Source organism: Pseudomonas sp. (assembly GCF_035512415.1).
Lineage (GTDB): Bacteria > Pseudomonadota > Gammaproteobacteria > Pseudomonadales > Pseudomonadaceae > Aquipseudomonas.
On sequence record NZ_DATKDZ010000015.1, the window covers coordinates 166,501 to 179,517 of the forward strand.

A 13,017-nucleotide genomic window follows, 5' to 3' on the forward strand; every position below is an offset into this window, starting at 1 on the left:
GAGGGGACGGTTAACGATCATGCCGCGCCCGGTCAGGCTGCAAGCAATCGGTAGGGTGCGCCGTGCGCACCAGCCAAACTGCGGGCTCCAGGTATGCATCCGCTACACCACGGGGCCTTGGTGCGCACGGCGCACCCTACAAAAGCGGATCCACTTGTACCCAGGCGTGTTGTCTGCGGGCCAAGACTGATTCCTAAGGTTCCGTACCCGTTACCTATTGCAAGATTGCAGTCTGGGGAGAGGGCGAGGAGCCGACCGTTGATCATGCCGCACCTGGCCAGGCTGCATGCAATCGGTAGGGTGCGCCGTGCGCACCAGCCAAACCGCGGACGCCTGGCGTGCACCCGCTACATCACGGAGCCTTGGTGCGCACGGCGCACCCTACAAGGTTTTCCCGGCCAGGCTTAGCTGTTGTCCTTGATGGTGGTGCTGGTTCCGTTGCTTTTGACGCTGCTGATGCCGTTATCCCGCGAGGCTTCGGAGGCATACATCTGGCTGCTGCCGATGACCTGATGATTGGCCGCTTTCAGGTTGAAGTAAGGTTTGCCATTGGTCGCCGTCTTGCGCTCGTAGCGTTCGTCCAGCGCGCAATTGGTCTGTACCGAGGTGATGCCGTTTTCTGCCGCGGCCTTGGTCTTGTACAGCTCGCTGGTCAGAATGGTTTCTGCGTTAGCGGCCTTGAGTACAAAGCGAAACTGTCCGTCACTGCTTTTGCCTAGCTCGAACCAACCCGCCATATCCATGCTCCTTGGTTTATTCAGAGAGGTGTCGGGTGCCACGTGTCGGGCCCCACCCCAGGCAAGCGTAGACGCTGCCCGGCATTTTGTCGGGGGAAGGCTGGGGACTCTGCGCCGCAGGCTGCGGCCTGTCAGCCGCCGTGCAGGCGTTGAAGAAAGTGCGCAATGGCCGGGTTGACCTGATCCTGATGGGTGATCGGACCCATATGCCCCAGCTCGTCGAACTCCAGCCGTTCGACCCGCGGTAGCGCGCCCAGCAGCAAGCGCGCCACTCCATGCGCCGAAACGGTGGAGCGCTTGCCCAGCATAAACAGCACCGGCATATCCAGGGCGCGCATCGTCGCCAGTGGCGTCGGCTCGCTCAACAACGCATGGGCCCAACGGCGTACATTGCCGACGGCGGCGGCAATGGCCGGTTTGCGCGATTCGGCAGTCATCGCCCAGCTGCCGGGGCCCATCCAGTAATCGATAAAGTGCTGGGCGGCGCTGTCTGCCTGGCCCCGGTCGAGGGCCGCGCTGGCGGCCGCCACTGCGCCGCGAATGCCGTCTGCCTCGTTCGGCGGTGCGCGTTCGGCGTCCAGCAGGGCGAACAGGGTAGGTTCATAGAGCACCAGGGCCGCGACGCGACCCGGATTGGCCAGGGCCACGATCAGGGCCAGGGCCGCTCCGTAGGAATGCCCCACCAGTGTCAGCGGCGCACCGGCGCTGGCCAGCACGGGCTCGATCAGGGCTGCCTCGTCATGCAGGCTGATCACCTCCCGAGAGGGCCAGTCCGGACTTTGCCCGCTGCCATACAGATCGGGGGCCAATACGCGAAAACCTGCTGCCAGGCAGTCCATCAGGCTGCGCCACTGGCCCGATGTACTGGCGTTGGCATGCAGACAGACCACGCCAGGGCCGTTGCCGGCTTCGCGAAAAAAGGGGACGGGCTGGGCCATGCCAGGCTCCTGCGGGGCGTGCTGCCGATGACCTTTTCAGCATAGGTGGCGCGGGCTTATTGACCAAACATCGGGCAGGTCGTGCACAGATAAAACCTGTGGGAGGCGCTTTAGCGGCGATGAGGACATCGCAGTCGGCATGACCTTGCGTAACCATCGCGGCTAAAGCCCCTCCCACAGTGCGTGGCGGTTCGGGCATTTATCCCGGCGGCGTATCAGCGGTTTGAATGGCTCTTGCGGTGCTTGAAGGCCGCCTCGCAGGCCGGCAGGTCATAGAACCTGGGGCTGCCGCCCAACCTGTTGCCATTAACATCCGCGCTCTTGCGCCTGCAGTCCTCCGCCGTATTGGTGCTGCGCTTGGCCGTCATGCACTCGTCAAAGGCCTGGGCCCGCAGGGGCTGCAGCTTTGCCTCCCGGGCGCTTTCGCAGGCCTGGTCGAGTTCTGCCTGTTTTTTGCTGATGCGGTCCTTTTCCGATTCGAATGCGCCAGCATGGGAGGCGGCGCAAAGCAGCACGGCCAGTAGTGAGAGCGTTGGGTATTTCATGGTCTTCCTTGAGCGGTGGGGGCGTAAGGGCGCAGTCTGCGTCTGCCGGTCAGGCAGGTACCTGGGCGAATACATGCATGGCAGCCAGTAGCCAGAGTGCAATCAGCACCAGGTTACTGGCGGCGAATGCCATCAACCGGTGGTACACATGGTTGTAGCTCAGATGAATCAGACTGTGCAGTACGCGCAGGGCCACATAGGCCCAGGCCAGGGCAACCAGCGCGGTCGAAGTACCCTCGGTGATATACACCAACAGGCTGGCGACATAGAACAGCACCGGCACCTCAAGCAGGTTCATATAGTTGCGGTTGGGGATGCAGACATAGGCGGGCACCGTCGCCGACTCGCCGTACTTGAAGTCGCAGGCCTTCACCTCGCGGCGGGCTGCAGCGCGGAAGCGGGCAATGGGAATCTGCAGCAGAACCAGAAAAGTCCACAGCGCCAGGGCGAATACCGGGTAGAGAATTGCGGCTTTGTGCATATTGTTACCTCCTTGTAATAAATAGATGCAGCGCCAGGCGTCGCGCCGTAGCGACTGCCCGACCTGCCGGGCAGCATTGTCGAGTTTCTTGCGACGCCGTCAAGGGGAAGCCCAGAACTGCCGCCGGTTAAGGCGTATCGTGCTCAAGCCGCGGACAAGGCATCACGCAGTGCCTGAGGCAGCGGCACCGGGCGCTTGTTTTGCGGCGATATGGCCACCTGGGTTAGGGTGGCGCGAAAGGTTATCTCGGCTGCGGCATTGCGGCCCTCAACTTGAAAACCAAAGGACGAAGTGCCCGGTATCGTGCTGCTGACCTGAATCTCAATTACCTCATCCCAGGCCATGGGGGCCAGAAACTCGATGGCCAGTGCTCGTGCCGGCGGAAGAATCCCCATGGCATAAATCTCACGAATACCCGAAGCCCCGAGCACATGGGTCAGAAAATCCTGCACCGCCTCGATCACGAAATAGGAAATACGCGGTGTATAGACAATACCTGCCGGGTCGCAGTCCCCGAACAGGATGGTTCGGTGGGTAGTAAAACTCATGCTGTAGATCCTTTATAGGAACTGGCGTTGACGGGTGAACTCTAGCCGCCCAGCGGATGCAGACCGACTACGATGAGAAGTGTTTGGCGGCTAATTGTTTGGCTAGCTGCATGCCTTCTAGCGTCAAGTAAACGGACTCGTTTTTACCTTTGGGGCCGCTGATATAGCCATTTTCAAAAAAGCTCATCCATAACGCCAAAGTCAATTCCTTTCCATTCGCGGCCATTATCAAATGCGGTTAGGTTGCCATTCCTGGTATACCGGAACACCTTCGTGTTTAAGCCATGGAACATCATGTGATGTCCAGATATGTGCTTCTGGGATGATGCCCGGGTCGTCATCAAGGGTTGCTACGCGGACAATTACATGCGCCTGGCCAGAGCGTTCGGCTATTAAGTGAGAGCCACAAACTGAGCAGAAGTGGCGTAGTTTGCCTGGTGATGATTCAAAGGTAGAAAGCCTATACTGGCCTTTTAGCCAACGAAAGTTGACGCGCTGCACTCCAGCGCTTGAACATGCCAAGGCGGCATGCGCCTTTCTACAGGTGTTGCAGTGACAGTGCCCGATAGGCATATCGATTGAGTCGATTTCGTACGCGACTGCACCACATAAGCAACTGCCTTTCATTGTTCTTCCTTGATATGTGCTATTGGCGTGGAATCGGCGATGCTAGTAATAACGGGAAATGCGTCGATGTTGTTGGTGATGTGCGAAAGTTGTTGAGCTGCGCAGTGGCGGGAGAATTATCCGACAGCAGCAACCGGCTATAAAGATTCCTCCGGGATTAGTACCAGCAGGTCTGTAATCCCAACATCAGAGCCGGCCTGTGATAACAAAGCAGACACCTGCCCTCGATGGTGGGTTTGGTGGTTAAAGAAATGTAAAAGCAAACTTGAGTAACACTTGCGGGTAAATACGCCTTTGGTGTTGTGGTAGCTGAGAGCGTAATTCAGATCAGCATCGGAGAGTTCGTCGATCCAGTTGATGATTTGCTTATCTAACCAGTTGCGGTGCTTATGTAAGTCGCTAAAGTCATCAAAAATAATCTGACTCAAGCTGGTTGGCTCCGGAAGTTCTGTAACCGCTCGCAAAGAGGTTGCGCAAGACGGATGTGTAGCAAACCGCCTGAGCCAGATAGTGTCGCCAGCAATGAGGTGATTTAGGGTGCCCAAGATAGAACCGAAAAAAGCCCCGCGGTCTTTGGCTAAATCTATTGGGGCGAGATCGCTCGCAGCCTTATAAACCTTGGTATTAATCCACAGGTTGTAGGAGGCCAGTAACTCGAAATGGTGTTTCAGGTTCATTTGGCCTCCTTGTTATGGATAAGGTTCGATCAAGGGGCGTCCCTGTAAGCGGATGGCAAACCGGTTTGTTCTGCCCGGCAGCTTTGCCAGAAGCTATTCCATTCGGGACGGGGCTGTCCATCTTGAATGCTGGTAAATGGCCGTCGTCTGGTGGGCGAGGCGGTTGGAAGGAGGGGAGAGAGGGCGCGCCGGCAGGCCGGCGCACTTGAGGAGGTTAGCGGTTAAAGCGTTCCACCAGGGAATACTGGCCTTGAGCGGTGGCGGTGAGGGCTTCGCTAAGCAGGGCGGTGCTGTGGGCTTCGCCGGCGGTCTGGTCGGCCAGTTGGGCGATGGTGGTGATGCTGCGGTTGACCTCGTCGGCCACGGCGCTTTGTTCTTCGGCGGCGGCGGCGATCTGGTTGGCCATATCGGTGATATTGGCCACCGCTTCGCTGATGCCAGCGAGAGCGTCGTCGGCTTTCTGCACGCGCGCGACCCCTTCGTCGGCTTGTTTGCGGCCGATTTCCATGGTCATTACCGCTTCTTCGGCGGTGCGTTGCAGTTTGGCGATCAGCTGGTGGATCTGCCCGGTGGATTCGGCGGTGCGCTGCGCCAGGGAGCGAACTTCGTCGGCCACCACGGCAAAGCCGCGGCCCATTTCGCCGGCACGCGCCGCCTCGATGGCGGCGTTGAGGGCGAGCAGGTTGGTCTGGTCGGCGATGCCTTTGATCACGTCAACCACACCGCCGATTTCGTTGCTGTCCTGGGCCAGGCGGGTGACGGTTTCACCGGTTTCACCCACGGACACGGAGAGGCGCTGAATGGCTTCGCGGGTTTCCGAGGCGATGGTGCGGCCGGCGGTGGTCAGGCGGTTGGCGTCCTGGGTGGCGATGGCGGTGCGCGCCACGTTGCTGGCTACTTCCAGGGTGGTGGCGGCCATTTCGTTGATGGCGGTGGCCACCTGGTCGGTTTCCTGGCGTTGGCGTTCCAGCCCGGCGGAGCTGCTGTGGGCCAGGGCGTCGGCCTGTTTGGCCTGGCTGGTGAGGTGTTCGGCGGTGTCCTGCAGACGGGTCAGGCAGGTGCGCAGACGGGCGTCCTGGCTGAGCATGGCCATTTCCAGGCGGGCCTGGGCACCGCTGCTGTCGGTGTACATCTGCGCGATCAGCGGGTCGGAGGTGGATTGTTCGGCCAGTTGCAGCAGGCGCTTGATGCCGCGGTTTTGCCAGGCCAGGCCGATCAAGCCGAGGGGGATGGACAGGCCGGCGGCGAGCAGAAAGCCCCAGCTGTGGCCCAGGGTCATGCCGATCAGAAAGCCGATCTGGCTGATCAGGATAAAGGGCAGCCAGTCTTTGAGCACCGGCAGCCAGGTGTCGCGTTTGGGGATGGCCGATTTGCCGGTGTTGATGCGCTGGTAGAGGACTTCGGCGCGGCGTACCTGTTCGGCGGTGGGTTTGACCCGCACCGATTCGTAGCCCACCACCTGGTTGTTTTCCAGCATGGGGGTGACATAGGCGTTAACCCAGTAGTGGTCGCCGTTCTTGCTGCGGTTCTTGACGATGCCCATCCACGGCCGGCCGCTTTTCAGGGTGTCCCACATATGCTGGAACACCGCGGGCGGTACATCGGGGTGGCGCACCAGGTTGTGCGGCGCACGCAGCAGTTCTTCACGGGAGAAGCCGCTGATGTCGATAAAGGCATCGTTGCAGTAGGTGATCTGGCCTTTGACGTCGGTGGTGGAGATCAGGCGTTGCTGGGTTGGGAAGGTGCGTTCCCGCTGGGTAACTGGTTGATTATTGCGCATGGGGTGACGTGTCCCTTAGGTCGATACCACTTGATCGGCCGCGTAAGCCTTAAATTTAATCGTTTTACTGTTCGCTGCATTCTAGCTGCGATCAGGTGAAAACGCGCCGGGCAGACGCCTGTTAACTGCCCGGCTTGGCTCAGGCGGTGGCGATCAGCTGGCGCAGCACATAGTGGAGGATGCCGCCGGCCTTGAAGTACTCGACCTCGTTGAGGGTGTCGATGCGGCACAGCACTTCGATGCTTTCGCGGCTGCCGTCGTCACGGATTATTTCCAGCATCAGGTTCATATGCGGATGCAGTTCGACGCCGTCCAGACCGTAGAGGTTGAGGGTTTCGTGGCCGCTCAGACGCAGGCTCTGGCGGTTCTGGCCGGTGCTGAACTGCAGCGGCAGCACGCCCATGCCGACCAGGTTGGAGCGGTGGATGCGCTCGAAGCTTTCGGCGATTACCGCCTTGACCCCGAGCAGGTTGGTGCCCTTGGCCGCCCAGTCGCGGCTGGAACCGGTGCCGTATTCCTTGCCGGCGATTACCAGCAGTGGGGTGCCGGCGGCCTGGTAACGCATGGCGGCGTCATAGATCGACAGCTTCTCGCCGCTGGGCAGGTGCAGGGTGTTGCCGCCTTCCTCACCGCCGAGCATTTCGTTGCGGATGCGGATATTGGCGAAGGTGCCGCGCATCATCACTTCATGGTTACCGCGCCGGGAGCCATAGGAATTGAAGTCGAGCGGCTCCACGCCCTGTTCGCGCAGGTAACGCCCGGCCGGGCTGTCGGCCTTGATATTGCCGGCCGGGGAGATGTGGTCGGTGGTCACCGAGTCGCCAAGCAGGGCGAGGATGCGCGCGTTGTGGATATCACCGATATGCGGCGGCGCGTCGGCGATGCCTTCGAAGAACGGCGGATGCTGGATATAGGTGGAGTCAGCCTGCCAGGCGTAGGTGGCGGCCTGCGGCACTTCGATGGCCTGCCACTGGGCGTCGCCGGCGAACACCTCGGCGTATTCCTTGTGGAACATCGCGGTGTCGACCTTCTGGATCGCCGCGGCGATTTCTTCCTGGCTCGGCCAGATATCGCGTAGGTACACCGGCTGGCCGTCCTTGCCCAGGCCCAGCGGTTCTGTGCTGATATCCAGGCGCACGCTGCCGGCCAGGGCATAGGCCACCACCAGGGGCGGCGAGGCCAGCCAGTTGGTTTTTACCAGCGGATGCACGCGGCCCTCGAAGTTACGGTTGCCGGATAGCACCGAGGCCACGCTCAGGTCGTGCTGCTGGATGGCTTTTTCGATGGGCTCGAGCAGCGGGCCTGAGTTGCCGATGCAGGTGGTGCAGCCGTAACCGACCAGGTCGAAGCCCAGTTCGTCCAGGTAGCGGGTCAGGCCGGCGGCGTTGAAATACTCGGTCACCACCTTGGAGCCGGGGGCCAGGGAACTCTTGACCCAGGGTTTGCGTTGCAGGCCTTTTTCGATGGCCTTTTTCGCCAGCAGGCCGGCGGCCATCATCACGCTGGGGTTAGAGGTATTGGTGCAGGAGGTGATGGCGGCGATCACCACCGCGCCGTTGCTCAGGCGGTAGGTCTGGCCCTGGTAGTGGTAGTCGACCTCGCCGACGAGTTCGGAACTGCCGACCGCAGTGCCGCCACCGCCTTCGTTGAGCAGGCGCGCGTCTTCCTTGGCCGCTGGCTTGAGTTGCAGGCCGACAAAGTCGTCGAAGGCCTGTTTGACCTGGGGCAGGGCGACCCGGTCCTGTGGGCGCTTGGGCCCGGCCAGGCAGGCTTCGACGCTGCCCATGTCCAGCTCCAGGCTGTCGCTGAAGGCAGGCTCAACGCCCTGCTCGCGCCACAGCCCCTGGGCCTTGCAGTAGGCCTCGACCAGCTTGACGCTTTGCTCCGGGCGGCCGGACAGGCGCAGGTAACCGAGGGTGATGTCGTCCACCGGGAAGAAGCCGCAGGTCGCGCCGTATTCCGGGGCCATATTGGCGATGGTGGCGCGGTCGGCCAGGGGCAGGTCGGCGAGGCCGTCGCCATAGAACTCGACGAACTTGCCGACCACGCCCTTGCTGCGCAGCATCTGGGTAACGGTGAGCACCAGGTCAGTGGCGGTGATGCCGGCCTGCAATTTGCCGCTGAGCTTGAAGCCGATCACCTCGGGAATCAGCATCGACACCGGCTGGCCGAGCATGGCTGCCTCCGCCTCGATACCGCCAACGCCCCAGCCGAGGATGCCGAGGCCGTTGATCATGGTGGTGTGCGAGTCGGTGCCGACCAGGGTGTCGGGGAAGGCGAAGGTCTGGCCGTCTTCCTCCTTGGTCCACACGGTGCGGCCGAGGTATTCCAGGTTGACCTGGTGGCAGATGCCGGTGCCCGGCGGCACCACGCTGAAGTTGGCGAAGGCATGCTGGCCCCAGCGCAGAAAGGCGTAGCGCTCGCCGTTGCGCTGCATCTCGATGGCGACGTTCTCGCCGAAGGCGGCGGCGCTGGCGAATTTATCCACCATCACCGAGTGGTCAATCACCAGGTCCACCGGCGACAGCGGGTTGATCTTCTGCGGATCGCCGCCGGCCTTGGCCATGGCGTCGCGCATGGCGGCGAGGTCGACCACCGCCGGTACGCCGGTAAAATCCTGCATCAATACCCGGGCCGGGCGGTACTGGATCTCCCGTTCCGAGCTGCGGCTGTGCAGCCAGTCGGCCATGGCCTGCAGGTCGGTGCCGGTGACGGTCTTGCCGTCCTCCCAACGCAGCAGATTCTCCAGCAGCACTTTCAGCGACATGGGCAGTTTGTCGATATTGCCGAGGCACTTGGCCGCTTCCGGCAGGCTGAAGTAGTGGTAGGTCTGGCCGTCCACGTCGAGGCTGCGGCGGCTGTTCAGGCTATCTAAGGAAGGCATTGCGCATCTCCTGAGGCTTGCCACGGTGCAAGCCGGATTGAATTGCTGCAGAGCCTTCACCCTAGCAGGTCGTTGAAGAACGACCTGGGTTACCGCTACGGCGATAAAAACGGCCTGTTAGCTCTGCTCGATAAGGGGCGTCGTAATAGGCGCGAGCGGCGGGCAAAAGCATCGGGTCTTCTAGCAGGCCGTTGAAAAACTACCTGCGTTGGCAATACTGCGTTAAAAACTGCCTCGGAATGCTCATTTACAGCTAGTAAACTCCGCTTCCTCGGCCGTTTTTGCCTTGTCTTGCCTACCTCGCCTACGTTTTTCAACGGCCTGCTAACTGGACAGGTTGCAAGCGCTTCGGGTTCCCGAGTCCGTTATGATGCGCGCCTTGAGGAGAGCCCCGATGACTACCCCGCCGATTACTACCCTGCTACTGCACTGCCGCCCCGGTTTCGAGAACGAGGTGTGTGCGGAAGTCGCCGAGCACGCCGCCCGCCTGGACGTGGCCGGCTATGCCAAGGCCAAGCCGAGCACCGCCTGTGCCGAATTTATCTGCACCGAGGCAGACGGTGCCGAGCGCCTGATACGCGGTGTGCGCTTTAACCAGCTGGTTTTCCCAAGGCAGTGGGCCCGCGGGGTGTTTATCGACCTGCCGGAACTGGACCGCATCAGCGTACTGCTGGCTCATCTGGCTGGCTCACCGGTATTCGGTAGCTTGTGGTTGGAGGTGCTGGACACCAACGACGGCAAGGAGCTGTCGAACTTCTGCAAAAAGTTCGAAGCGCCGCTGCGCAACGCCCTGACCAAGGCCGGCAAGCTGGTGGAGGATGCGCAGAAGCCGCGCCTGCTGCTGACCTTCAAGAGCGGCCGCGAGGTTTTTGTCGGCATGGCCGAGCCGCATAACTCGGCGATCTGGCCCATGGGCATTCCACGGCTGAAGTTCCCCCGTGAGGCGCCGAGCCGCTCGACCCTCAAGCTGGAGGAGGCCTGGCACACCTTTATTCCCCGCGAGCAGTGGGATGAGCGCCTGTCGGACGAGATGACCGGCGTCGACCTCGGTGCCGCCCCCGGCGGCTGGACTTACCAACTGGTCAAGCGCGGCATGCTAGTGACCGCCATCGACAACGGCCCCATGGCCGAAAGCCTGATGGACACCGGCTTGGTGACTCACCTGATGGTCGATGGCTTTACCTGGAAACCCAAGCAGCCGGTGGATTGGATGGTTTGCGATATCGTCGAAAAGCCCGCCCGCAGCGCCGCCTTGCTGGAAACCTGGATAGGCGAGGGCCACTGCCGCGAGGCGGTGGTCAACCTCAAGTTGCCGATGAAGCAGCGCTACGCCGAAGTCCGCCGCCTGCTGCAACGCCTGGAAGACGGCTTTGCCGAACGCAAGATCAAGGTCTCGATCGCCTGCAAACAGCTCTACCACGACCGCGAGGAAGTGACCTGCCATCTGCGCCGGCTGGGCAAGTAAGTCAGGGGCTGTAGCCCCAGGTGGCCATCGGGTTATCCCGTCTGGCAGCTTACACGCAGGGTCTGTAGGAGCGGACTTGTCCGCGATCAGCTCCCTTCGCGGTCAAGGCGGAGTGCCGTACAGCGCGTCTGCTGAATCGTAGGGTGGATGACGCTTTACCCATCCACCAGCATCGATGGTGGATGAAAAAGGCGTCATCCACCCTACACCGCTCCCGTAGCCTGGATCAGCCCTGGCGTAATCCGGGGGCGATTCGGCACCCAGGCTGCCACCGAGCGCTCCCTGGTGCCTACTTCTTAACCAGCTGTTGCGCGGAGGGCAATAGACGCGGCAGTTCGAGTGTGCCTTGCAGGGTGCTGCTGGCGAGCTGCCAGGAGCCGTTGAACAGGTACTGGCTGCTAAAGCCGCTGATGCGCAAACCCAGGGTGTCGCCCGCTTGCAGCTGGGTACTGATGGCGGCCAGTTCGGTGCTGGCGCGGCCCTTGAGTGGGGTCACCTGCTCGCTCAGCACTTCACTCTTGCCATTGGCGCGCTGGACCACCAGGGCGGCAAACAGGGTTGGCAGCTGTTCGGCGTTTTCCAGGTGCAGGCGCGGCACGCCAATCAGGGCGCTGGGCTGCTGCACTTGCTGCAAGGGGATAAACCGTGCCGGTTGCAGCAGGCCGCTGCTGAGCGGGCGAATCGCCGTGGCGGGCAGCTCGATGCGCTGGTTGCCCGGCAGTTGCTGCAGGGCCAGGCCCTGGTCCAGATCGAGGCTGACACAAAGCTCGGGAATGCTTGCGGCAACCCCGCTGCGGCCGCGCAATTTGTCTTCGTACCAGGCGACTATGGCCTGGTAGAGGTTGATCGCCCGGCCATCGCAGTGCAGCACCGCTTCGTTGTTGAACGGCGGCAGGCCGCTCCAGCGCTGCACGGGCGGCGGCAGAATATGCCCGCCCTGCATGCCCAGCAGGCGCACATCGTGCGGGCCCTGTAGTAGGCAATCACGAATCGCCAGGCCCTGATTGAGCGGGAACAGGGTGTCGCGCATGCCCTGAATCAGCAGGGCATCGGCTTGCGGGCGTTGGCCGCGCTCGCAGTAGCTGGCCAGGCTGTGGGCCTTGAGCTCGGCGCGCACCGGCTCGCGCATGCGGCCATCGACACTTTTCAGGTAAGGGGCCTGGATAAACTTGCCCAGGTCATAACCGGTCGCCAGGCCCATGCTGAGCAGCACGCTGGTCCAGCCGACCTTCAGGTGGCTGTCCGGGGCCAGGGCCTCGCCCAGGTCGTACCAGGTGGCAATCGGCACGATGGCGTCGATGCGCGGATCCTCGGCCGAGGCCAGCAACTGCACTGCGCCGCCATAGCTTTCGCCGAGCATGCCGACCTTGGGGTCGTTCGGCCCGTCCATGCTCAGGCGCGGCAGGTGGGCGGCGGCCCAGTCGATCACCGCCAGGGCGTCCTGCACCTCGAACTCGGGGTCCATCATTTCGATATTGCCTTCGCTACCGCCCCAGCCGCGCTGGTCGTAGCTGATCACCCAGTAGCCGGCCTGCCAGGCCTTGAGGGCGGCGCGGCCGGACATCATCTGGGTGCCGTAGAAGCCGTTCGGGCGGGTTACCCGCCAGCCGCCCCAACCGTGGGTGTGGACGATCACTGGGGCCTGTTCGCCGGCCTTGAGCGCCGGCTGGAACACCGTGGCCGACAGGCGGGTGCCGTCGCGGCCATGGATCACTGCGTCAAAGTGGCGGGCGGGTAGGTCCTGCCCCGCGCTGGTGCTGAAGTCGGGGAGTTGGTCACGGGCGGCGCAGCCGCCGAGGAGCAGGCTGGCGAGTAGCAAGGCAAGGCGCATAAATGGCTCTTATTGGAATAGTTGGCGCTGCGCAGCCTGCCTTAAGTGGCCCGCTTGCGGCTGCCCATCCAAGGTTGTGTCGCTTTGCGGGATGACCTTTGGGTCAGCTTTGCGCCAGAATAGCGGCCTGCAACTGGAGCCTGCCGATGTCTTTGCAAAACACTGCCATACCCGATGACACCCTTGATGCCACCGGGCTGAACTGCCCCGAGCCGGTGATGATGCTGCACAACAAGGTGCGCGATCTGCCGGCTGGCGGCCTGCTCAAGGTGATCGCCACCGACCCCTCGACCCGCCGCGACATCCCCAAGTTCTGCGTGTTTCTCGGCCATGAACTGGTGGAACAGGCTGAAGAGGGCGCGACTTATCTGTATCTGATCCGCAAGAAACTTGATTGATGACGGGCCCTTTCTCAGCACTGTATTGCGCTGAGATGTCGGCGTATAAGTGTGAAGAAGCGTGACTTAGTAGGGGCGTGGGGCTGCCTGCGGATTCTTGGTGCGC

Annotated in this window: 13 protein-coding genes; 2 read left to right on the top strand and 11 right to left on the bottom strand. The window is 62.0% G+C overall.

Annotated features, from left to right (window positions below; genetic code table 11):
• Window positions 1-404 precede the first annotated feature (404 nt).
• The 10 genes from VMP31_RS09725 to acnA all read right to left on the bottom strand — a co-directional run bounded on the left by VMP31_RS09725 (window position 405) and on the right by acnA (window position 9,217).
• The gene (locus VMP31_RS09725; RefSeq protein WP_325506504.1) at window positions 405-737 is read right to left on the bottom strand and encodes a YegP family protein; all 333 of its coding nucleotides are present in this window, start codon (window positions 735-737) and stop codon (window positions 405-407) included.
• Window positions 738-868: 131 nt separating this feature from the next.
• A complete protein-coding gene (locus VMP31_RS09730) occupies window positions 869-1,675 on the bottom strand; it encodes an alpha/beta hydrolase (RefSeq protein ID WP_325506506.1) in 807 nt (268 codons plus the stop codon).
• 215 nt (window positions 1,676-1,890) lie between these two features.
• On the bottom strand, window positions 1,891-2,220 hold the full coding sequence (locus VMP31_RS09735) for a hypothetical protein (RefSeq protein WP_325506507.1): 330 nt from the start codon (window positions 2,218-2,220) through the stop codon (window positions 1,891-1,893).
• Window positions 2,221-2,269: 49 nt separating this feature from the next.
• Window positions 2,270-2,701 (bottom strand): MAPEG family protein, encoded by a 432-nt coding sequence (locus VMP31_RS09740; protein ID WP_325506509.1) that lies wholly within the window; start codon window positions 2,699-2,701, stop codon window positions 2,270-2,272.
• 143 nt (window positions 2,702-2,844) lie between these two features.
• Window positions 2,845-3,249, bottom strand: a complete 405-nt coding sequence (locus tag VMP31_RS09745; RefSeq protein WP_325506511.1) for a thioesterase family protein — start codon at window positions 3,247-3,249, stop codon at window positions 2,845-2,847.
• A gap of 67 nt (window positions 3,250-3,316) precedes the next feature.
• A complete protein-coding gene (locus tag VMP31_RS23375; RefSeq protein ID WP_414705443.1) occupies window positions 3,317-3,475 on the bottom strand; it encodes a DUF6429 family protein in 159 nt (52 codons plus the stop codon).
• Between the two features lie 2 nt (window positions 3,476-3,477).
• Entirely contained in the window at window positions 3,478-3,876 is a 399-nt protein-coding gene (locus tag VMP31_RS09750; RefSeq protein WP_325506513.1) for a GFA family protein, read from the bottom strand.
• Window positions 3,877-4,013: 137 nt separating this feature from the next.
• Window positions 4,014-4,553 (bottom strand): DinB family protein, encoded by a 540-nt coding sequence (locus VMP31_RS09755; protein WP_325506515.1) that lies wholly within the window; start codon window positions 4,551-4,553, stop codon window positions 4,014-4,016.
• 214 nt (window positions 4,554-4,767) lie between these two features.
• Window positions 4,768-6,333, bottom strand: coding sequence for a PAS domain-containing methyl-accepting chemotaxis protein (locus tag VMP31_RS09760; RefSeq protein WP_325506517.1), 1,566 nt, complete (start codon window positions 6,331-6,333; stop codon window positions 4,768-4,770).
• 139 nt (window positions 6,334-6,472) lie between these two features.
• A complete protein-coding gene (gene acnA / locus VMP31_RS09765; RefSeq protein WP_325506519.1) occupies window positions 6,473-9,217 on the bottom strand; it encodes an aconitate hydratase AcnA in 2,745 nt (914 codons plus the stop codon).
• Window positions 9,218-9,626: 409 nt separating this feature from the next.
• Here acnA and rlmM point away from each other — a divergent pair, with 409 nt between their 5' ends.
• The gene (rlmM, locus tag VMP31_RS09770) at window positions 9,627-10,682 is read left to right on the top strand and encodes a 23S rRNA (cytidine(2498)-2'-O)-methyltransferase RlmM (protein ID WP_325506588.1); all 1,056 of its coding nucleotides are present in this window, start codon (window positions 9,627-9,629) and stop codon (window positions 10,680-10,682) included.
• 289 nt (window positions 10,683-10,971) lie between these two features.
• On the opposite strand, the gene VMP31_RS09775 is transcribed toward rlmM, so the two are convergent.
• Window positions 10,972-12,513, bottom strand: coding sequence for a CocE/NonD family hydrolase (locus VMP31_RS09775; protein ID WP_325506521.1), 1,542 nt, complete (start codon window positions 12,511-12,513; stop codon window positions 10,972-10,974).
• Between the two features lie 146 nt (window positions 12,514-12,659).
• Between VMP31_RS09775 and tusA the strand changes: the two genes are divergently transcribed.
• The gene (gene tusA, locus VMP31_RS09780; RefSeq protein ID WP_325506523.1) at window positions 12,660-12,911 is read left to right on the top strand and encodes a sulfurtransferase TusA; all 252 of its coding nucleotides are present in this window, start codon (window positions 12,660-12,662) and stop codon (window positions 12,909-12,911) included.
• The last annotated feature ends 106 nt before the right edge of the window (window positions 12,912-13,017 follow it).

Bases quoted from the DNA above. Each gene is read 5' to 3' on its own strand.
- VMP31_RS09755 (WP_325506515.1), bottom strand. From the start codon at position 4,553: ATGAACCTGAAACACCATTTCGAGTTACTGGCCTCCTACAACCTGTGG.
- VMP31_RS09750 (WP_325506513.1), bottom strand. From the start codon at position 3,876: ATGAAAGGCAGTTGCTTATGTGGTGCAGTCGCGTACGAAATCGACTCA.
- VMP31_RS09730 (WP_325506506.1), bottom strand. From the start codon at position 1,675: ATGGCCCAGCCCGTCCCCTTTTTTCGCGAAGCCGGCAACGGCCCTGGC.
- VMP31_RS09745 (WP_325506511.1), bottom strand. From the start codon at position 3,249: ATGAGTTTTACTACCCACCGAACCATCCTGTTCGGGGACTGCGACCCG.
- acnA (WP_325506519.1), bottom strand. From the start codon at position 9,217: ATGCCTTCCTTAGATAGCCTGAACAGCCGCCGCAGCCTCGACGTGGAC.
- VMP31_RS09740 (WP_325506509.1), bottom strand. From the start codon at position 2,701: ATGCACAAAGCCGCAATTCTCTACCCGGTATTCGCCCTGGCGCTGTGG.
- tusA (WP_325506523.1), top strand. From the start codon at position 12,660: ATGTCTTTGCAAAACACTGCCATACCCGATGACACCCTTGATGCCACC.
- VMP31_RS09725 (WP_325506504.1), bottom strand. From the start codon at position 737: ATGGCGGGTTGGTTCGAGCTAGGCAAAAGCAGTGACGGACAGTTTCGC.
- VMP31_RS23375 (WP_414705443.1), bottom strand. From the start codon at position 3,475: ATGGCCGCGAATGGAAAGGAATTGACTTTGGCGTTATGGATGAGCTTT.
- VMP31_RS09760 (WP_325506517.1), bottom strand. From the start codon at position 6,333: ATGCGCAATAATCAACCAGTTACCCAGCGGGAACGCACCTTCCCAACC.
- VMP31_RS09735 (WP_325506507.1), bottom strand. From the start codon at position 2,220: ATGAAATACCCAACGCTCTCACTACTGGCCGTGCTGCTTTGCGCCGCC.
- VMP31_RS09775 (WP_325506521.1), bottom strand. From the start codon at position 12,513: ATGCGCCTTGCCTTGCTACTCGCCAGCCTGCTCCTCGGCGGCTGCGCC.